General features: G+C 73.7%; 15 protein-coding genes. 10 read left to right on the top strand and 5 right to left on the bottom strand.

Features of this window, described 5'->3' with window-relative positions; translation table 11 throughout:
- Positions 1-45 precede the first annotated feature (45 nt).
- The gene (locus tag ACIP93_RS21135; protein WP_401760926.1) at positions 46-2,229 is read right to left on the bottom strand and encodes a molybdopterin-dependent oxidoreductase; all 2,184 of its coding nucleotides are present in this window, start codon (positions 2,227-2,229) and stop codon (positions 46-48) included.
- A gap of 99 nt (positions 2,230-2,328) precedes the next feature.
- Positions 2,329-2,964 carry a TetR/AcrR family transcriptional regulator gene (locus ACIP93_RS21140; RefSeq protein ID WP_345224519.1) on the bottom strand — a complete coding sequence of 212 codons (636 nt, stop codon included), beginning with the start codon at positions 2,962-2,964 and terminating at the stop codon, positions 2,329-2,331.
- Positions 2,965-3,129: 165 nt separating this feature from the next.
- Between ACIP93_RS21140 and hmgA the strand changes: the two genes are divergently transcribed.
- The 3 genes from hmgA to ACIP93_RS21155 are packed head-to-tail and all read left to right on the top strand — an operon-like array spanning position 3,130 to position 6,496.
- On the top strand, positions 3,130-4,476 hold the full coding sequence (hmgA, locus tag ACIP93_RS21145) for a homogentisate 1,2-dioxygenase (RefSeq protein WP_401760927.1): 1,347 nt from the start codon (positions 3,130-3,132) through the stop codon (positions 4,474-4,476).
- Positions 4,477-4,498: 22 nt separating this feature from the next.
- Entirely contained in the window at positions 4,499-5,254 is a 756-nt protein-coding gene (locus ACIP93_RS21150) for a GntR family transcriptional regulator (protein WP_345224514.1), read from the top strand.
- Between the two features lie 24 nt (positions 5,255-5,278).
- A complete protein-coding gene (locus ACIP93_RS21155) occupies positions 5,279-6,496 on the top strand; it encodes a type ISP restriction/modification enzyme (RefSeq protein WP_401761033.1) in 1,218 nt (405 codons plus the stop codon).
- Positions 6,497-6,653: 157 nt separating this feature from the next.
- On the opposite strand, the gene ACIP93_RS21160 is transcribed toward ACIP93_RS21155, so the two are convergent.
- Positions 6,654-6,929 carry a hypothetical protein gene (locus tag ACIP93_RS21160; RefSeq protein WP_345224510.1) on the bottom strand — a complete coding sequence of 92 codons (276 nt, stop codon included), beginning with the start codon at positions 6,927-6,929 and terminating at the stop codon, positions 6,654-6,656.
- Positions 6,930-7,136: 207 nt separating this feature from the next.
- Here ACIP93_RS21160 and ACIP93_RS21165 point away from each other — a divergent pair, with 207 nt between their 5' ends.
- Positions 7,137-8,930, top strand: coding sequence for a protein kinase (locus ACIP93_RS21165; protein ID WP_401760930.1), 1,794 nt, complete (start codon positions 7,137-7,139; stop codon positions 8,928-8,930).
- On the opposite strand, the gene ACIP93_RS21170 is transcribed toward ACIP93_RS21165, so the two are convergent.
- Positions 8,900-9,703: an SGNH/GDSL hydrolase family protein gene (locus tag ACIP93_RS21170; protein WP_401760931.1), complete on the bottom strand. Its 804-nt coding sequence runs from the start codon at positions 9,701-9,703 to the stop codon at positions 8,900-8,902. The two genes, ACIP93_RS21165 and ACIP93_RS21170, sit on opposite strands and share 31 nt — an antisense overlap.
- A 271-nt stretch (positions 9,704-9,974) precedes the next feature.
- Between ACIP93_RS21170 and ACIP93_RS21175 the strand changes: the two genes are divergently transcribed.
- From ACIP93_RS21175 to ACIP93_RS21200, 6 genes are all read left to right on the top strand, one after another.
- Positions 9,975-10,352, top strand: coding sequence for a hypothetical protein (locus ACIP93_RS21175; protein ID WP_345224503.1), 378 nt, complete (start codon positions 9,975-9,977; stop codon positions 10,350-10,352).
- Between the two features lies 1 nt (position 10,353).
- Positions 10,354-11,466, top strand: a complete 1,113-nt coding sequence (locus ACIP93_RS21180; protein WP_401760933.1) for a GNAT family N-acetyltransferase — start codon at positions 10,354-10,356, stop codon at positions 11,464-11,466.
- Positions 11,467-11,863: 397 nt separating this feature from the next.
- Positions 11,864-12,736 carry a glycosyltransferase family 2 protein gene (locus ACIP93_RS21185; protein WP_401760935.1) on the top strand — a complete coding sequence of 291 codons (873 nt, stop codon included), beginning with the start codon at positions 11,864-11,866 and terminating at the stop codon, positions 12,734-12,736.
- Positions 12,737-12,765: 29 nt separating this feature from the next.
- On the top strand, positions 12,766-13,818 hold the full coding sequence (locus ACIP93_RS21190; RefSeq protein WP_401761035.1) for a glycosyltransferase family 2 protein: 1,053 nt from the start codon (positions 12,766-12,768) through the stop codon (positions 13,816-13,818).
- Positions 13,815-14,723 (top strand): polysaccharide deacetylase family protein, encoded by a 909-nt coding sequence (locus ACIP93_RS21195; protein ID WP_401760937.1) that lies wholly within the window; start codon positions 13,815-13,817, stop codon positions 14,721-14,723. The genes ACIP93_RS21190 and ACIP93_RS21195 overlap by 4 nt, the downstream gene beginning before the upstream one ends.
- Positions 14,716-18,615 carry a lipopolysaccharide biosynthesis protein gene (locus ACIP93_RS21200; protein ID WP_401760939.1) on the top strand — a complete coding sequence of 1,300 codons (3,900 nt, stop codon included), beginning with the start codon at positions 14,716-14,718 and terminating at the stop codon, positions 18,613-18,615. Before ACIP93_RS21195 ends, ACIP93_RS21200 begins: the two co-directional genes overlap by 8 nt.
- Before the next feature lie 18 nt (positions 18,616-18,633).
- Here the strand turns inward: ACIP93_RS21200 and ACIP93_RS21205 are convergent, their stop codons facing one another.
- Positions 18,634-20,061, bottom strand: coding sequence for a xylan 1,4-beta-xylosidase (locus ACIP93_RS21205; RefSeq protein ID WP_401760941.1), 1,428 nt, complete (start codon positions 20,059-20,061; stop codon positions 18,634-18,636).
- Positions 20,062-20,178: the final 117 nt, after the last annotated feature.

Here is a 20,178-nt window from a genome sequence, read left to right on the forward strand (position 1 = left end):
GTCCGTCGGTCCTGCTTCCGCACCCTCAAACTAGCGGTGTTAGTTTTATGGCGCCAGGGCCGGGCGCACCGTCACTTCGAAGGCGTTCAGCACCGCCGTCCCCGAGAGGGGGTCCAGCAGGGAACCGTCCAGGAGCTGGTTGACGTTCGCCCCCGGCCGCGCGGCGGCCACCGACAGGCGGGTGCCGGGCCGGTCGTGGCCCCAGCCGTGCGGCAGGCTCACCACGCCCTCGCGGACCGCGTCCGTCACCTCCGCGGGGGCTTCGATCTCGCCGCCCGCGCTCCGGACCCGTACCGCAGAACCGTCCGTCACGGCCAGGCGCTCCGCGTCGCGGGGGTGGATGTGGAGGGTGCAGCGGTTGGAACCGCCGTTGAGGGCCGGGAGGTTGTGCATCCAGCTGTTGTTGGAGCGCAGGTGCCTGCGGCCCACCAGGAGCAGCGTCCCGTCCGCCCGCCGTGCGTCGAGCGAGGCGCGCAGGCGGGGCAGGTCGGCGGCGATGGGCTCCGGGAGGAGGTCGATCCGGCCGGTGCGGGTGCGCAGGACCTGGTCGAGCCGGGGCCGCAGCGGGCCGAGGTCGATGCCGTGCGGGGCGGCGCGCAGCGCGTCGAGGGTGAGGCCCTCGTAGGGGCCCAGCCGCAGCATGAGGTCGAGGATGCGTTCGGGGCCGGTGGCGCCGGTGAGGTCGGCGGCCAGGTCCGGGGAGGCGCCCGCCCTGCGCAGGAGGCGGTCGACGATCAGGTCGTCCACGGCCGACGGCTCGGCCCCGTGCAGGCCGCTGACGGCGAGGACGAGCCGGGCGTGGATCTCGCACTCGTCCATCGCGCCGGGGTCCAGGGGGACGGGGGCGGGCGTGTAGCGGACCTGGTTGCGCACGGCGAAGCCGTTGAAGGCGAAGTCGAAGTGGGCGCTGCGGGACGGCGGCGGGGGCGGCAGGATCACGTCCGCGTGCCGGGAGGTCTCGTTCAGGTACGGGTCGACGCAGACCATCAGGTCGAGGGCGTCGGCGAGTGCCCGGTCGAGGCGGTCGCCGTCGGGGGCGGACAGCACCGGGTTGGCCGCGATGGTGATCAGGGCCCGGACGCGGCCGTCGCCCGGGGTCGCGATCTCCTCGGCGAGCGCGGCGAGCGGGAGTTCGCCCTTGGCCTCCGGGTGCCCGCCGACCCGGCTGCGCCACCGCCCGAGCGCGAAGCCCCGGCGCGAGGGGGGCCCGGGAGGGGAGGTCGCGGAGAGCGGGAAGAGCGCGCCGCCCGGCCGGTCCAGGTTGCCGGTCAGGACGTTGAGCACGTCGACGAGCCAGTTGGCCAGCGTGCCGAAGGCGACGGTGGAGCCGCCGACCCGGACGTACACGGCGGCGGTGGGCGCGGCGGCGAGTTCGCGGGCCACGTCGCGGATCACCTCGGCCGGCACGTCGCACACCCCGGCGACGGCCTCCGGGCTGAACTCCTTCACCGCGTCCTCCAGTTCGCGGAGCCCGTCGATCCGGTCCGTCAGGTGCGGGCCCGGTGCGGCGAGCCGCTCCGTGACGAGTACGTGCGCGAGCGCGGCCAGCAGGGCGGCGTCCGCGCCCGGCCGGATTGCCACGTGCCGGTCGGCCAGACCGGCGGTGCGGGTGCGGCGCGGGTCGATCACGGTGAGCGTGCCGCCGCGCGCCCTGAGGGCCTTCAGCCTTCCCGGGAAGTCGGGGGCGGTGCACAGGCTGCCATTGGACTCCAGGGGGTTGGCGCCGATGAGGAGGAGGTGGTCGGTGCGGTCCAGGTCGGGGACGGGGACGGCGAAGGGGTCGCCGAAGAGGAGGCCGCTGGAGACGTGCTTGGGCATCTGGTCGACGGTGGAGGCGGTGAACAGGCTGCGGGTGCCGAGTGCGCCGAGCAGCGCGGGCGGGTAGAGCGCCCCGGCCATGGTGTGCACGTTGGGGTTGCCGAGGACCACGCCCACGGCATGCGGCCCGTGCTCCTTGACCAGGGGGCGGACGCGTGCGGCGATCAGGTCGAAGGCCTCGGCCCAGCTCGCCTCCCGCAGTCGCCCGTCCGTCCGGACCAGGGGTGCGGTGAGGCGGTCCGGGTCGCCGTCGAGCTGGCCGAACGCGGCCCCCTTGGGGCAGATGAAGCCCTTGCTGAACACGTCGTCGGCGTCCCCGCGCGCACCGGTGACCCGGGAGCCGTCGAGGGTGAGGGTCAGGCCGCAGGTGGCTTCGCAGAGCGGGCAGATGCGCGGGGCGGTGCGGGGCACGGGGTCCTCCGGAGGCACGACGGCGTGCGGGCACCGCGAGCATACCGACCGGTAGGGACGCGGGGAACGGCGGAAGCGGGCCGATTCCGGGGCCCGCGCTCAGTCCAGCACCCGCGCCAGGTAGGCCCGCAGCAGCTCCCGTGCCTCCTCCACCACCGCGGCGTCCCCCGACGGGTCGGCGCGGAAGGCCAGTTGGAGGACCGCGTCCGCCGCCTCGACCGCGACCAGGAAGGTGCGGCGCAGCGCCGCGTCGGGGGCGCGCCCGATCTGGGCGGCGAGGAGGCGGGTGAGGCGGTCGGCGACCCGGTGGTTGGAGTCGCGGGCGGGTCCGCCGACCGGGATCTGCATGCCGAAGTCGACCAGGGTGAAGCCGGGAACGGTGCGGCGCATGGCGAGGTACTCGTCGAGAACGACGTCGACCGCGCCGCGCCAGTCCGCGTCCGCGAGGCCCTCGACCCCGGCGGCGACGCGTTCCGCGTAGCGGTCGAGATTGCGCAGGGCGAGCGCGTCGGCCATGGCGCGCTTGTTGCCGAAGAAGCGGTAGACGGAGCCGATGGGCACCCCGGCGCGGGCGGCGACCGCCCGGGTGCTCAGCTCCTCGTAGCCGACCTCGTCGAGAAGGGCCGCGCAGGCGTCGAGTATGCGGGTCAGCCGCTCGGCGCTGCGCCGCTGGACGGGGGCGCGGCGCAGCGCGGCGGCGTCCGGGGGGACCTCGGGCTCGTATCCGTGGTTCACGGGCCCATCATGCCGCCCGCACCGGCGGGGGCGCCGCGAACCGTTCCGGCCCCGCCCGTGGATCACCGTTGACGTCCGGGGCGCACAATCCTACTGTCAGCCATAGGATTGCTTACGCGTCCCACCCTTCCCTTTCGAGCCCCACCTCTTTCCCAGGAGCGGACGATGAGCGGCAACGGCACGGACCGGCACGTCGAAGCGGCACGCAAGGCCGCGGAGGGCCTGGCCTACTCCTCGGGCTTCGGCAACGAACACAGCTCGGAAGCCGTTCCCGGGGCGCTCCCCGACGGCCGGAACTCGCCGCAGCGCGCCCCCCTCGGCCTGTACGCGGAGCAGCTCAGCGGCAGCGCCTTCACCGAGCCCCGCGCGCACAACCGCCGCTCCTGGCTCTACCGGGTCCGCCCCTCCGCCGCGCACCCCGCCTTCGTGCGCGTCGACAACGGCGGCCTGCGCAGCGCCCCCTTCACCGAGACCGTCCCCGACCCCAACCGGCTGCGCTGGAACCCGCTCCCCGCCCCGGCCCCCGGCACGGACTTCCTGGCCGGCCTGTGGACGCTCGGCGGCAACGGCGACGCCACCCAGCGCTCCGGCATGGCGATCCACCTCTACCACGCCGACTCCCCCATGCTCCGGCGGGTGTTCAGCGACTCCGACGGCGAACTGCTGATCGTCCCCGAGCACGGCGGGCTGCTGCTGCGCACCGAGTTCGGCCTGCTGCGCGCGGAGCCCGGCGAGGTGGCGCTGATCCCGCGCGGCGTCCGCTTCCGGGTGGAACTGCTCGACGCCACCGCCCGCGGTTACGTCTGCGAGAACTACGGGGCCCCCTTCCAGCTCCCCGACCTCGGGCCCATCGGCGCCAACGGCCTGGCCAACGCCCGGGACTTCCGCGCGCCGGTGGCCGCGTACGAGGAGGTCGAGGGCCCGGTCGAGGTGGTCAACAAGTTCTGCGGCAACCTCTGGTCGGCCACCTACGACCACTCCCCGCTCGACGTGGTCGCCTGGCACGGCAACCACGTGCCGTACGTCTACGACCTGCACCGCTTCAACGTCATCGGGTCCATCTCGTACGACCACCCGGACCCGTCGATCTTCACGGTGCTGACCTCGCCGTCCGACACCCCCGGCCTCGCGGGCGTGGACTTCGTCGTGTTCGCGCCGCGCTGGCTGGTCGGCGAGGACACCTTCCGCCCGCCGTACTTCCACCGCAACGTCATGAGCGAGTACATGGGCCTCATCGAGGGCGCGTACGACGCCAAGACCGCTGGAGAGGGGGGGTTCGTGCCCGGCGGCGGCTCGCTGCACAACATGATGTCCGCGCACGGGCCCGACCGGGAGACCTTCGACCGGGCCAGCGCCGCCGAGCTGAAGCCGCAGAAGATCGACGACGGGCTCGCGTTCATGTTCGAGACCCGCTGGCCGGTCACCGCGACCGGACAGGCCGCGAACGCCGGTCACCTCCAGTCCGCGTACGACGACGTGTGGCAGGGTCTTCAACGACACTTCCGACCGTAACCGCTGACCGGGAGACCTCCAGGTGACCGCCTTCGCCCCCGACTCCCTCGTCCTGAACCGGAAGCTGCCGCTCTGGTACCAGGTCTCCCAGTCGCTGCGCGCCTCGATACTGGGCCGCACCCCCGACGCCTCGCTGCGGCTGCCCACCGAGGAGCAGCTCGCCGCGCACTACGGGGTGAGCGTGCTGACCATGCGCCAGGCGCTCAAGGAGCTGGAGTCGGAGGGCCTGATCAGCAGGCACCGCAGACGGGGCACGTTCATCGAGCCGGGGGCCAGGCGGGGCGCCCCGCGCCGCCTCATCGGCTCGATCGACGCGGTCGTGGCGCAGCAGTCGGGCGAGCCGACGACCCTGCTCGGCCACGGCCCGGTGCCGGTGCCCGGCGATCTCGCCGAGCACTTCCCCGACGTGGCCGAGGTCCTGACGTACCGCAGGCTGCGCCGTGACAGCGACAGCGGCGAGCCCACCAACTGGGCGGAGAACGCGGTGCGTCCGGAGTTCGCCGACCGGCTGAGGGCCGACGACCTGGAGCGCTGGCCGATGACCAAGGTGCTGCGCGACATCGTCGGCGTGCGCATCAGCCGCATCACCGACACCATCGAGGCCCGCCTCGCCGACCCGGAGACGGCGGAACTGCTGAAGGTGCCGCTGTGCTCGCCGATCTTGCACTACACGGGCGTCACCTACGACGCGGACGGGCGGGTCGTGGACGTGGCGCGGATCCGCTACCGGGGCGACCGGTTCTCCTTCTCGGTGACGGTGGAGTCGCCGACGCCGTAGGGGCCGTGCGCGTCTGTGCCTACGATGCGGGGCGTGAGCGATGTTGCCGGTACCGCGCGCGATCCCCTGCTGCTCGACGACCTCATGCCGTGGTCCGTGCCGCCGCTGCGGCTGGGCCGCGGCTGGGTGCGCGGGCCCGACCCCGCGTCGCTGCGGGCCCGTTGGGAGGCGGTGACCGGGGCGGGTACGCCCGAGGCCCGGGAGGCGCTCTTCGCGCCCACCCGGGCCCGCACCCCGCGGACCTCGGTGGCCGCGCTGCCGGGGCAGCGCACCGCCACCACGTGCTTCGCCGCCGAGCGGGGCCGCTGCCCGGAGCCGGTGCGCGTCCTGCACGGCCCCTTCGACGAGCAGTGGCTGATCCCCGACCACCGGCTCATCGACGTCGCGCGCCCGGAGGTGTGGCGGGTCCTGGACGGCACGCGGCAGCTCTTCACCGTCGAACAGGGTTACGTTCCCGGGGCGGCCGGACCCGCCGTGCTGGCCACCGCGCTGCTGCCCGACGGACACTCCCCCGCCGGACGGCCCGGCCGCGTCCGGCCCCTGTACCGCAGGCCCGGCGGCCTGGAGCCGAACCTGGCCCCGGGCCTGACGGACTTCCTCGGCACGCGGTACGGGTGCGAGGTCGCCCCCGAGGACGTCGCGGCCTGGGCGCTGGCCGCCGCCCGTCCCTCGCCCCGGGGCGCTGTCGTGCCGCTCCCCCGGGACCCGGCGGCCTGGCGGCACGGGCTGGAGCGGGGGCACCGGCTGCGCACCCTGCTGCTGCGCGGCGCGCGGGGCGGCGAACGCCCGCGCCTCCCCGGCGGCCACCGGCCCTACGTGCGGGCGGCGGTCCCGGCGCGGCCCGGCTCCCTCGCGTACGACCGTGCGGAATCGGCCCTGCTCATCGGCGGTACGGGCCGGATCTCCCCGGTGCCGGAGGCCGCCTGGACCTTCGAGGTGGGCGGGGTGCGGGTGCTGGAACGGTGGTTCGCGGTGCGCACCGCCGAGGCGTCGCCGGGCACGCTGGAGGCGGTACGGCCGGCGGCGTGGCCCAAGGAGTGGTCCTCGGAGCTGCTGGAGCTGGTGACGGTGCTGGCGCTGTACGCGGAACTGTCGGGCGGGGAGCGGGAGTTCAGCGGGGAGATCTCGCGCGAGGAGCTGGCCGGGGCGGGCGTGCTGCCGGCGCCGGCGGCGGCGCGGCGGCCCGCGTCGGTGCTGGACCATCACGAGGAGGGGCCGGGCGGGCAGTTCGCGCTGCTCTGAAGCGGCGGGAGCGGCCCGCGCGGTGGACCGCGGTGCGGGCGGCGTCCGGGCAGCACGAAGCCGCCCCACTGCCCCGGGAATGACGGGACGGGCACGTGGGACGGCTCATCGTGTACCGCGGGACGAACCCGCCTGTGTCGCCGGTTCGGCCGCCGCGTCAGCCGCGGTTGCCGAACAGGGACCGGCGGAGCCGCTTGAGCGGCGCGAACAGCGAGACGCGCGAGATGCGCGTCCCCCTGCTGGTGTTGCGTGTGCGCGGCACCTCGCGCGAGGTCAGCTCCCGCATCAGCATCGTGGCCTCGGCCGTCTCACGCAGTGGGACGGCAGGACCGCCGAGCACCGCGAGATGGCGGTCGAGCCGCGTGCTGGTCGCACTGCTCCCGCATGTGATGGCAGGCACCCGGGGCCTGCTGCGCACCGTTATCTGTTCCATGTCACTCCCCACCCGTACGAGGGCACCCGTCACCGGGCAGGTTAACCCTATCTCCCCGTCATGACACACATGTATCCCGCCCGGGGGATTCATCACAGCCGAAACCGTGTTGACGGACCGTGATGGTCCAAGGGGGCGGCAGGAGGGCCCAGTTGAGCTAGCTTGGAAGGGTTTCGACCATGATGCCGCTCGCTTGCGGATCGGGGGATGCGTCCTGTGACAGAAGTGCCGGGCGAGGACAGGGTGGTGGCGGGCCGATACCGCCTTCTGGCCCCCTTGGGGCAGGGCGGCATGGGCGTCGTCTGGCGGGCCCGCGACGAGGTGCTGGGCCGCGAGGTCGCCGTGAAGGAGGTGCGCGCGCCGGCCGGGCTCGGCGGCACCGACCAGTCCCGGCTCTACGCCCGGCTGGAACGCGAGGCGTGGGCGGCGGCCCGGATCGCGCACCGCAACGTCGTGACGGTGTACGACGTGGCCGCCGAGGACGGCCGCCCGTGGATCGTGATGGAACTGGTCCGGGGCCTGAGCCTGTCCGACGTCCTGGACGCCGAGGGGGCGCTCCCCCCGCAGCGGGCCGCGCACATCGGCGCGGAGGTGCTCGCCGCGCTCCGGGCCGCGCACGAGGCCGGCGTGCTGCACCGGGACGTCAAGCCGGGCAACGTACTCGTGGGGAGCGACGGGCGGATCGTGCTGACCGACTTCGGCATCGCGACGGTCGAGGGGACCTCCGCGCTGACGATGACGGGCGAGCTGATCGGGTCCCCGGAGTTCCTGGCGCCCGAGCGGGCGCTGGGGCGCACCCCCGGACCCGAGTCGGACCTGTGGTCGCTCGGGGTGCTGCTGTACGCCGCGGTGGAGGGGAACTCGCCGTTCCGCCACGACACCCCGCTGTCCACGCTGCGGGCGGTGGTGGACGAGGAACTGCCGCCGCCGGGCAGGGCGGGGGCGCTGCGGCCGGTGATCGAGGGGCTGCTGCGCAAGGACCCGGCGCGGCGGATGCCGGGCGCGGAGGCGGAGCGGCTGCTGCGGGTCGTGGCGGCGGGCGGCACGGCGACCGCCACCGGCGGGGTGCACAGCAGCCCGACCGTCACGGGGTCGACCCCCTACCGCCCGGAGCCGACGCCCGCGCCGCGGCCGGCGCCCCTTCCGGTGCCGGGGCCGGGGTCGTCCAGTGGTGCGTACGGTCCGGCGGGCGGGCGGACGGCGATGAGTCCGGCGCAGGACCGGCCCCGGCGCCCGGTGGCCGTCCTGGCGCTCGGCGTCGCGGTGCTGGTGCTGGCGGTCGCGGGCCTGGTGTACGCGTTCACCAGGAAGGACGACCCCGGCACCACCGCCGGCGCCACCGCCGGAACCACGAACGGGCAGACCGGCAGCGGCGGCACGGACTCCGGCACCGGTTCCACCGGGAGCACCGGCACCGGCGGCGGTCCGACCACGGGGAGCACCGGCGGCAGCGGCGACGCCACCGGAAGCAGCACCACGACCGGCGACGGCTCCACCGCCGACGGCAGCGGCGGCGGTACGACCGCGCCGCCCCCGGAGCAGACCGTGAAGGTGTCCGTGCACGCGGTGCGCGACAGCTACACGGGGAAGTGCCCGCCGCCCCCGGACGCGCTGCCGACGTTCACGGCGACGATCACCGTGGGGCGCGCTCCCGCCGACGTGGAGTACCAGTGGACGACGGGGAGCGGGGAGACCAGCGGGGGCGAGTGGCTGAAGGCGGCCTTCGCCGCCGGCACCCTGACGCAGCGGGTGCGTCACACGGAGGGGACGTACAAGCAGGACGAGGTCTGGAAGGACACGGTCCGGGTGAAGGTGCGCAGTCCGAAGTCGGTGGACTCCGGCGCCGTGGCGTTCACGGTGACCTGCGAGAAGGAGACCCCGGCCGCCACCGACGGGCAGAACGGGTCGGGCGGGACGGCCACGCCGCCGCCGGCGACGGCCGACGGCGGCGCGACGTACGGGACGCGGGGTCAGGCCGCGGAGTTCATGACCGGGAGGTAGCCGCCGGACTGGCCCGCGGCGGTGGGGTGGTAGGACTCGCCTATGTTGCTCCAGTTGAGGCTGTGCAGCCAGGGGGTGGGGGTGCATATCTCGTGGCCGGAGAAGGCGGCGGCGACCCCGGCGAAGGCGAAGCCGTGGTCGGCGGCGCGCTTGGCGGTGGCGGTGTTGAGGTAGTCGGAGGCGTTGTTGATGGCGGTGCGGGACTTCTCGCTGAGACCGACCGAGCAGGTGCCGTTGATCTTGTAGAAGCGGGGGTAGCCGAGGACGACGACGCGGGCCGCGGGCGCCTTGGCCTTGATGCCGTTGTAGACGGAGTCGAGCTGGCCGGGGAGGGTGGAGTCGACGTAGGCGCGGGCCTGGTTGACGCGTCTGATGCAGGCGGCCTCGCCCTGGAGGACGCAGGTGGTCATGACGTCGGCGAACCCGGCGTCGTTGCCGCCGACGGTGATGCTGACGAGGTCGGTGGCCGAGCTCAGCGAGCCCAGCTGGCCCGAGGTGACGTCGCCGGTGCGGGCGCCGCTGCACGCGGCGAACTTGAAGGTGGCGGGGGCGTTCCGCGCCGCCCACAGGGCGGGGTAGGCCTTGGAGCTGCGCTTGCAGCTGGAGCCGTCGTAGCTGCCTGCGCCGACCCCCGACGAGTAGGAGTCGCCGAGCGCGACGTAGTCGACGGCCTGGGCCTTCTGGGCCGCGCCCGCCGCACCAGCCCCGGTGAGGGCGAGGGTTCCGGCGAGGGCGAACGAGGCCGAGTACGCCGCGAAACGGGTCAGTTTCATGGAACCTCCCTGAGCGGGCCGCCTCACGGTGAGCAGCCGTCCCACATGTCGTACCAGCCCTGGTGACTCGCCGGTAGTGTTCATGCCAAGAACATTGGGCGCGGATCTCCTTCACAACCCCTACGCATCCTTGACGGCGCTCCGCGGCCTGCGCGACATTGAAGTCCGGCATCCGGCGCGTCGGGGGGCGAAGTCGCCAATGCAGGCCAGCCAGCACGTGCATGACGGAGCGTCAGGAACGGACGAAGCGGACCGCGGGCCGCGTCCGGCGGTGGGACGCGACGCCCTGCCGCTGGCGGCGGGGGCGGGCCTCGCCGTGGCGGCCGCGGGAGCCGTCCTGGCTTTCGCGGACCTGTCGACTCCCCTGCGCGCGCCGTGCACGGTGGTGTTCCTGGTTCTCGCGCCCGCCCTCGCCGTGGCCGGCTGGCTTCGCGGACTGGAACCGCTGGGCCGCGCGGTGGCGTCGACAGTAGCGGCACTCGCACTCAACCTGCTCGTCGCACAGGCGATGCTGGCCACGCACCTGTGGTCGATCAGGGGCGGGATCGCGGCCGTGGCCGCGGTCAGCGTCCTGCTGTTCCTGCTGAGATCCGCGCTCACGCTGCTGGGCCGCCGAGGCGGCCGTACGACCGGAAGGCGGGCACCCTGACGTGAACGGCTCCCGTATCACCGTCCACCGCCCCGGCGAGCTGTCGTCGGCGGACCGGGCGGCCTGGACGGCACTCCAGGCCAAGGCGCATCTGCACGGCTCACCGGAGCTGGCGAACCCCTTCCTCTCCCCCGAGTTCGCGCTGGCGCTGGGCCGGTGCCGGCGCGGGGTGCGGATCGCCGTGGTGCGGGAGGGGGACGAGCCGGTCGCGTTCTTCGCGCACCAGCGGTCCCCGGCCGGCGTGGGCCGGGCCCTGGGCCTGGGCGTCTCCGACAGCCAGGGGATCGTGCACCGGCCCGGGTTCACCTGGGACGCACGGGAGCTGCTGCGGGCCTGCGGGCTCGCGGTGTGGGAATTCGACCATCTCGCCCCGGGCCAGACGGGGTTCGAGACCGGTGCGACCGGCAGATTCGCCTCGCCGGTGATCGACACGCTCGACGGGTACGACGTATACCTGGACCATCTGCGCACGCACGCCCCGAAGTTCCTCAAGACCACGCTCGCCAAGGAGCGCAGGCTGGCGCGCCGGGTCGGCGAGGTGCGGTACGTGCACGACGAGCGGGACCCGGCGATGCTGGCGACGCTGATGCGCTGGAAGTCCGCGCAGTACCGCAGGACGGGCCGCTCCGACCGCTTCGCGCAGGACTGGATCGTCCGCCTGGTCGAGCAGCTCTTCCACACCCGCGGCGATTCCTTCACGGGGCTGCTGTCGGTGCTGTACGCGGCCGGACGGCCCGTTGCCGCGCACTTCGGACTGCGCTCGGAAAGGATCATCGCGAATTGGTTTCCGGCGTACGACCCGGATTTCGCGACGTACTCGCCGGGTCTGCTGATGCAGCTCAAGATCGCGGAATCGGCGGCCTCCGAGGGCATCGCCCACATCGACCTGGGGCGCGGCCGGAAAGAATACAAGGATTCCCTCAAGACCAGGGAGATCGTGGTCGCCGAGGGATGGGTGATGCGCCGTCACCCCGTCGCGTTCGGCCACCGGGCACACCGCGCACCCGTACGGGCCGTGCGGAACACGGTGGCGGAACGGCCTGAACTGTTCGCACCGGCGGACAGATTACTGAAACGGATCGGCGAAATCCGATCGGGACGGTTCCGGATGTGACCGTCGAAGAACGGCCGAAGTCACAAAAAAGCGAGCCTGCGTTCCAGGTCTTGCCATAAGGTCCCCATCGTCAATACCGTCGTACATCACCCGCAACCGGCCATCGAGCACAGCGACTCTAGGGGAGGGCTCAAGCGTCGCGAGCACGGCCGGGAGCGGAAGCGCGGCAGGGGGGTGCCGTGCTCGGTCGACGCGTGCAGTCCGCTGGTCGCACGCCGTGCCGAGGCACGTTCCGCGCAGAGCGACAACCGGCTCGCCCGGTCAGGACGGAAAGCAAGAGAGCACGTGCACGGAGTTCCATTCCGTCATGGCCGGGTGTGCGACCCCCCTTTCAAACCGGAAACTCATCCGGACCGCCCGGGGGCGGGCGGTCCACCGGTGGAGAGGGAAAAGACTCATGAGCTCGTTTCTCCGACCCGCGGTACCGGGGCAGGATCCGCTCGGCGAACCGTCCACAAACGGAAACAGCCGGCACGGCGCGATCAAGAAAAGCCTGAAGTACCGTCCCATCTCTTCGCACCTCGCCATCACGCCGCCGGTCAGCGTGGTCATTCCCGCCATGAACGAGGCGGAGAACCTTCCGTACGTCTTCAAGACACTGCCGGAATGGATTCACGAAGTCGTTCTCGTCGACGGGAATTCCACCGACAACACGGTCGCCGTCGCCCGGGAACTGCGCCCGGACGTCGTCGTCGTGAAACAGACCGGAAAGGGCAAGGGCGACGCGCTCATCGCGGGATTCGCCGCGTGCACGGGCGACATCATCGTGATGGTCGACGCGGACGGCAGCGCCGACGGCCACGAGATCGTCGCCTTCGTCTCCGCGCTCGTCTCCGGCGCGGACTTCGCCAAGGGCTCGCGCTTCGCGAACGGCGGCGGCACCGACGACATGACGCCCGTCCGCAAGCTGGGCAACTGGGTGCTGTGCACGGTCGTCAACAAGAAGTTCGGCGCCCGCTACACCGACCTGTGCTACGGCTACAACGCCTTCTGGCGGCACTGCCTCGACAAGATCGACCTCGACTGCACCGGGTTCGAGGTGGAGACCCTGATGAACATCCGGGTCGTCAAGGCCGGCCTGCGCGTGCAGGAGATACCCAGCCACGAGTTCGAGCGCATCCACGGCATGAGCAACCTCAGCGCGGTCCGCGACGGGCTGCGCGTGCTCAGGGTGATCCTCAAGGAGCACGGCAAGCGGCACGGCCGCCGCCGCGCCCCGCTGCCCGTGGTGGCGCCGCGCCGGATCATCGGCCGGAGCGAGGCGTCTTGAGCGCACGGTTCTCCCACGGTTTCTCCGTGGTGATCTGCGTGTACACCGAGGACCGCTGGGAGGACATCCTCGCGGCGGTCTCCTCGGTGCACGCGCAGTCCCTCGCGGCGCTGGAGACGCTGCTGGTCGTGGACCACAACCCCACGCTGCTGGAGCGCCTGGCGAAGGAGTACCAGGACAGCGCGCGACCGGTGCGGGTGCTCGCCAACGCGGGCCCCCGCGGCCTGTCCGCCGGCCGCAACACGGGGATCGCCGCCGCCCTCGGCGAGTTCGTCGCCTTCCTCGACGACGACGCCGTCGCCGAGCGCGACTGGCTGCGCCACTTCGCCGCCGGGTACGCCGACCCGCGCGTCATGGCCGTCGGCGGCCGCACGGTGCCCGCCTGGGCCTCGGGCGGCCGCCCGGCCTGGTTCCCGGAGGAGTTCGACTGGGTCGTCGGCTGTACGTACAAGGGCCTGCCCGAGGGGAAGGTGCGGGTGCGCAACGTGCTGGGGGGCAACGCCTCCTTCCGCAGGGAGGCCTTCGACGCGGCGGGCGGCTTCGCCACCGGCATCGGCCGCGACGGCGACAGGCGGCCGCTGGGCTGCGAGGAGACGGAGCTGTGCATCCGGCTGTCGAAGGCCCTGCCCGACGCGGTGCTGATCATCGACGACCGCGCGGTGATCCACCACAAGGTGCCCGGGGCACGGGAGGGCTTCGGCTACTTCCGCACCCGGACGTACGCGGAGGGCCTGTCCAAGGCGCTCGTGGCGCATCGTGTCGGCGCGGGCAGGGGACTCGAGTCCGAGCGCCGGTACACCACGCGGGTGCTCCCCCGGGGCGTCCTGCGCGGCCTGCGCGACGCGGCGCTGCTGCGGCCGGGCGGCGCGGGCCGGGCGGGCGCCATCGTGACCGGAGTGGCAGCGGCGGCGGGAGGGTACGTACTCGGCAGCGTCCGGGCCCGCAGGGGAGGCGGGAACATCACGGTCGCGCCGATCCCGGTCGCGCCGGTCGCCGTCGCGCCGGCCGCGGGCCTTCCCGGGGCGCGGGAGGACGGCGCGGGCGGGGAGAGCGAGGGACGCGAGGGGGCGACGCGGGAATGAGCGGCAGCAGCACCACGGCGGGAGCGGCACGGGGCTTCCAGGGGGCACAAGGGCCACAGGGGCGGCAGGGGCCGCAGGCCCACGGCGCACGGGTGCCGATCCTGATGTACCACGCGGTCGGGCGCCGGCCCGCGCGGGCCGCGTACGGGCTCTCCGTCTCGCCGGAGGCCTTCGCCGCGCAGATGGGCGTGCTCGCCGCGAACGGCTTCACCCCCCTCACCACGCGGGAACTGGGCGCGGCCTGGCGGCCGGGGCGCGCCGTGCTGCCGCCGAAGCCGGTGCTGATCACCTTCGACGACGGGTACGAGGGCGTGCACCGGCACGCCCTGCCGGTCCTGGCCGGGCACGGTTTCCGCAGCAGCCTGTTCGTCACCACGGGCTGGCTCCGGGGGCGGTACGAGGAAGGGGGCGCCCTGGACGCCATGCTCGACTGGGACCAGGTGCGGGCCCTGCGGGACGCCGGCACGGAGATCGGCGGGCACAGCCACAGCCACCCCCAGCTCGACCAGCTCCCCGACGAACGGCTGCGGTTCGAGCTGCTGCGCTGCCGGGAGCTGGTCGCCGACGAGCTGGGCCGGGCGCCGGACTCGTTCGCCTACCCGTACGGCTACTCCAGCCGCCGGGTGCGCGCCGCCGTCCGCGACGCCGGTTACGCGCAGGCCCTCGCCGTCAACAACGACCTGGCGGCACGCCCGCAGGGCCCGTTCGCGCTGCGCCGCGTCACGGTGCGGCGCGGCACGCCGCTGGACCGGTTCGAGCGGATGGTCGAGGGTGCGGGCACCTACCGCGACGTCGCCAGGGAGCGCGCGCTGACCCGGGGGTACGCGGTGGTGCGCAGGTCCCGGTCGGCGGTGCGGATCGTGCGGGACACGCGTGCGCGGGAGGCGGGAGCCCGCCGTGTCTGACACGACCACCGCCCGGACCGAGGACGGCACCGGGGAGAACGGGGCGGTCCGCGCCCCGGCACCGGCGGGACGCCGGCTGCGGCTCCCCGGCGGGCTGCCCGGGAAGTTCCCCGGAAAGCCCCCCGCCGGGGAGAGGGGGCCGGGGAACGGGAGCCCCCTGTTCCGCAACGCCTACGCGCTGATGCTCAACACGGGCGTCAGCGCGCTCCTCGGCCTGAGCTTCTGGCTGGCCGCCGCGCGCTACTACACGCCCGAGGCGGTCGGTCAGGGGTCGGCGGCGATCGCCGCGATGAAACTGCTCGCGGGACTGACCGCGCTCACCCTCACGGGCGCGATGGCGCGGTTCATCCCGGTGTCGGGCCGACGCACCGGGCGGCTGGTCCTCCGTACGTACGCGGGAAGTTCGCTGGTCGTCGCGGTGGCGGCCGGGACCTTCCTGCTCACGCTGGACTTCTGGGGGCCCTCGTACCGGTTCCTGCACGGGCCGCTGAACGGGCTCGGGTTCGTGCTCGCGGTCGTCCTGTGGTCGCTGCTCACCCTCCAGGACGGGGTGCTGACCGGGCTGCGCAGCGCGCTGTGGGTGCCGGTCGGCAACACCGTCTTCTCGGCGGTGAAGCTGCTGCTGCTCGTGCTGATCGCGGCCTCGGTGCCGACGGCGGGCGTCTTCGTGTCGTGGGTCGCGGCGATCTCGGTGTCCGTGGTTCCGCTGGGGATCCTGGTGTTCCGCAGGCTGGTGCCGCGCCATGCGGCGGCGACCGAGGGGCTCGCGGAGCCGCCGTCGCTGCGGCAGATGGGGCGCTTCCTGGCCGGTGACTACACGGGCTCGCTCTTCTCGCTGGCCGTGGTGTACCTGGTGCCGGTGATCGTCGCCTCCCAGGTCCCCCCGGCGGACAACGCGTACTTCTACATCACGACCACCATCGGCGGCACGGTCAATCTGCTCGCCATCAACATGGGCGCCTCGCTCACGGTCGAGGGCGCGCACGACCCGGCGTCGCTGGCCCGCAACTGCCGGGCCTCGCTGCGCAAGATGGCGAAGCTGATGGTGCCGGTGGCGGCCGTGCTGTTCTTCGGCGCGCCGTACATCCTGCGCGTCTTCGGCGCCGGGTACGCGGAGGCCGCCACTCCGCTGCTGCGCTGGTTCGCGGTGGGGGCGCTGCTGCGAGTGGTCATCGAGGTGTACTTCGCGGTGCTGCGGGCGCAGAGCCGCACCAGCGGGCTCGCCTGGCTCCAGGGCGCGTTGTGCGCGCTGGTGCTGGGGCTGACGCTGGTCCTGCTGCCCCGGCTGGGGCTGACGGGCGCGGGCGTCGCCGAGGTGTCGAGCCTCGCGGTGATCGCGGCGGTCGCCGCCGTCAAGCTGTACGGAGTCGTACGCCGGCCCGCGGAGCCGGTGGCGGAGGACGCGCTCGCGCAGGACGCGACCGCCGACGGGGAGCCGCGGCGGTCGCTGCGCGGTGCGCTCGGGGACGCGACGACGCTGCCGCTGGGCACGGCCGCGGACTTCGACCACCTGGAGCGCAGGCCCGACGTACGCGGACCGGCCTGGGCGGTGAAGACGCCCGCGCGGGCGGCGGAGGAACCGGCACCGGCCCCGGAACGCACCCCGGCCGCCGCGCCCGACCATGCCCCGGAAAGCGCCTCGGAGCCCTCGCCCGAAGCCGCCCCGGGGCCCGCCGCGGAATCCGCCCCGGAGCCCGCCCCGGAGGAGAGCGCACCCGTCACGCCCACCACACCGACCGCATCCGCCACCTCCGCCCCGGAGCCCTTCCCGCCCTCCTCGCCCGCCTCGACCCCCGTCGCCGAGCCGTCCCTGGACATGAGCGAGAAGCCCGCGCCCCCGGCCGCCCGGCGCACGCCGTCCTCGCTGCGCGGGCGAACGCGGGAACTCCTGCTCGGCGGGCTGCTGTTGACGGCGCTGCTGCTGTACTGGCTGCCCCTGCGCGGAGTCGACGCGGCCGACCTGGACCGGGTCGGCGGGCTCGGGCTGGTCTCCGTGCTGCCGCTCGCCACGCTGGCCGGTGCGGGGCTGCTCGCGGTGTCGTTCGCGTCGCTGCTGTGGTTCGAGCGGCCGAGGACCGTGCTGCTCGCGGCGGGTCTGCTGGCGACGGTGGTGTCCCTGCACGCGCTGCCGGCCGTGCTGGAGGACGTGCCGCGCTTCCCGACGGCGTGGCAGCACCTCGGCTTCCTCGACTACATCGACCGCACCGGCACCGCCGTGCCGGACCTGGACGCCAGGTGGAGCTGGCCCGGGTTCTTCGCGGCGGCGGCGTTCGTGGCCGAGGCCTGCGGGATCTCCGACCTGTCACCGGTCGTCCGCTGGTGGCCCCTGGCCCTGCAACTCCTCTGCCTGGCACCGCTGTTCCTCCTGCTGAAGTCGCTGCGGGCGAGCTGGCGGGCGAAGTGGACGGGCGCCTGGTTCTTCGTGCTGAGCGGCTGGGTCGGCCAGGACTACTTCTCGCCGCAGGGTTACACGTACCTCCTCTACCTGGCCTTCGTGGCGATCCTGCTGGTCTGGTTCCGCGAGCCGCGCGTCCTGTGGACCAGGCGGCGGCCCGGCGAGGCGGAGGTGGCGGCGGCGGGCCGGCGCGAGAAGGCGACGCTGCTCGTCGTGCTCGTCGCGGTCTTCGCGGGGACGGTCCCGGCACACCAGCTCACCCCCTTCGTGATGCTGGGGGTGCTGATGGTGCTGGTGATGGTGCGCCGGTGCACGCTGCGCGGGCTGCCGCTGCTCTTCGCGGTGCTGCTGGCGGTGTGGATCGGGTACTTCGCCGAGCCGTACTGGTCGGGGCACTTCGCCGAGCTCTTCGGCGGGATCGGCGGGCTGGGCGACAACGTGTCCTCGTCGGTCGCGGGCCGCATCGAGGGCGGCAGCTCCACCCACAAGCTGGTGCTGTACGTACGGGTGGCGCTGGCCGGCGGGGTGATGGCGCTGGCCTGCTGGGGCATCTCGCGGCGGCGTTTCGCGGGGTACGCCGAACGCTCGCTGGCCGTGCTGGCCTTCGTCCCCTTCCTGATGCTGGGCATGCAGTCGTACGGCGGGGAGATGGCGCTGCGCGTGTTCCTGTTCGCACTGCCCGGCGCGGCCCTGCTCGCCGGTCTCGGCTTCTTCCCCCGCACCGGGGCGACCCGGGCCGAACGGGACGCCGACCGCACCAGCCCGGCCCCGCTCGCCGCGCTGCTGGCGGGGCTCGTGCTGATCGGCGGGTTCCTGGTGGCGCGGTGGGGCAACGAGGCGTTCGAGCAGGTGCGGGCGGGCGAGGTCGCGGCGATGGAGTACGTGTACGCGCACGACGAGCCGACGGCGCGGCTGCTGTGGATGAGCAGCGACGTCGAGGAGAACGTCACGCCCGCGATCCCGTGGGGCGCCCGCGACATGGAGAAGGTCCAGTACGAACCCACGGCGGCCCCGCGCGACCCGGTGCTGGTGGCGTCGCTGGTCAAGGCCCTGAAGGACGCGGGCCCCCGCTCGTACCTCATGGTCAACCGCAGCCAGGCGATCTACCTCCGGATGGACTCGGGGTACGCCGCGGACTGGGAGCGGCGGCTGCTGGCGAACCTGGACGCGCGCCCGGAGCTGACGCGGGTGCTGTCGAACGCGGACGCCACGCTGTACGCGCTGCGGAAGCAGCCCGCGGGGCCGGTGGCGGAGGCGCAGCCGGGCCCGGCCGGGCCGCGGGTGACGTGGACGCCGTGGTCGGTGGTGGGCGCGCTGGCGGCGCTGGCGCTGATCGTGCTGCTGTCGGCGCGGGAGGTGGTGCGGGTCGGCCGGCCGGAGAGCGCGCGGAAGCTCCAGTGGATGCAGTCGACGTTCTGGTTCGCGCTGCCGCTGCTGGCGGTGCTGCTGGCGGCACTGGTGATGCGGCTGTTGACGCTCTCGGGGGTGTGGGCCTGAGCGCCCCGGCGGCCCCCGTCAGCGGGTGAGCCAGCGGATGCCGTACGGGGCCAGGTCGAGGGACCGGCCGTCGACCTCGGCCCGGACGGCGCGGTCGGCGGTGTTCACGACGAGGACGGTCGTGTCGTCGGCGAGGACGCGGACGTCCGGCGCGCCGTCCGGGGCGACCCGCACCGTGTCGTCGTAGCGGGTGCCCGGCGGGAACTCCTCCGCGAACCGGGAGATGAGCTTCAGCAGGGGCAACTCGCGTCCGCCGTCCGCCTGCTGGGTGGGCGTCCAGAGGCAGCCCGCGCACTTCCCGTCCTGCTTCTGGGGGTTCCAGTAGAAGGCGGTGGTGGTGCCGCCCTTGGCGAGGGCGACCATGCCGGCCGCGTGGACGGCGGCCCGGCGCGGCTCGCTCCAGTCGTCGCGCTCGTCCTGGGCGTCGCCCGGCTCGACGTAGTACTCCGCCCACCAGAGCGGCAGCTTCCCCCCGGTCTGCTGCCGCACCCAGCGGCTGACGGCGGTGAACTTGTCGGTGGCGGCGGCCTCGGACGGCAGCAGTTCGTCGTCCTTGGTGTAGCTGGAGCCGTCGACGACGACGAAGTCCGCGCCGCTCTTGTGCTCGTTCCAGTACCTGAAGGCGTCGAGGGAGCGCTGGTCGACGGTGCCCCAGGGCCCCTTCAGGGCGGAGGCGTGCTCGGTGGCGCGGGGGTCGAGGCTGTCCATGACGAGGTAGGGGCCGCCGACCAGGATGTCCTTGTCCACCTTCTTCAGTTCGGCGTGCACCAGGTTGTAGAGCCGGGTGTAGCCCTCGTGGTCCCAGCGTTTGGCGTCGTCGTCGAAGAAGCCCTTGAACTCGTTCCACACGATGAAGTGCTTCACGTCCGGGTAGCGGCGGGCCACCACCCCGGCGAGCCTGGCGAAGTCGGCGTAGTGCTCGGGGCGGGGCGCGGTCTCCAGGGCCTCCTGCGACCAGTCGGTGCCGTCCTCCCCCGCGCGGCCTCCCTTCATCCAGTCGGGGGCGCAGCACAGGGTGACGACGGGCGTGCCGCCGGTCCTGCGGACCAGGTCGATCCGGCTGTCCATCGCGCCGAACCGGTAGCGGCCGGGGGCGGGTTCGGGGTTGTCGGAGCCCCAGCCCATGAGGTGCTGGATCTGCGGGAGCCGGTACGCGGCGAGGAGCTTCTCGGCGCGCCCGCGGGCGGCGGTCCCGCCCGCGTCGGCGCTGTACTGGGTGTGGGTGAAGCCCCAGCCCAGTTCCGGCTCCGGGGCGCCGGGGCGGGGCGCCGGGGTGCCGTGGACCTTCGCCCCGTCGCTGGTCGTGCCGCCCGGGCCGGCTCCGCCGGGGTCCCGGGGCCAGACCGTGCACATGGTCAGCACGAGTGCGAGCGCGACCGTGCCGACGCCGATCAGCGCGGCGAGGCGCCACCGCCGTGCCCCGGGGTTCCACCCATGACGTCCCATCACCTGCCAGGGTAACGCCGGGAGTTGACATCGCGGGCGGGTATGCGTGGACCTCGTCGGGTGCGGCGGGAAGGGGGAAAAGTCCGTGCGCGGGGCGGGCGGGTGCCGGATCATGTG

The sequence above is a fragment of the Streptomyces sp. NPDC088745 genome (genome assembly GCF_044751045.1).
Taxonomy (GTDB): domain Bacteria; phylum Actinomycetota; class Actinomycetes; order Streptomycetales; family Streptomycetaceae; genus Streptomyces; species Streptomyces cremeus.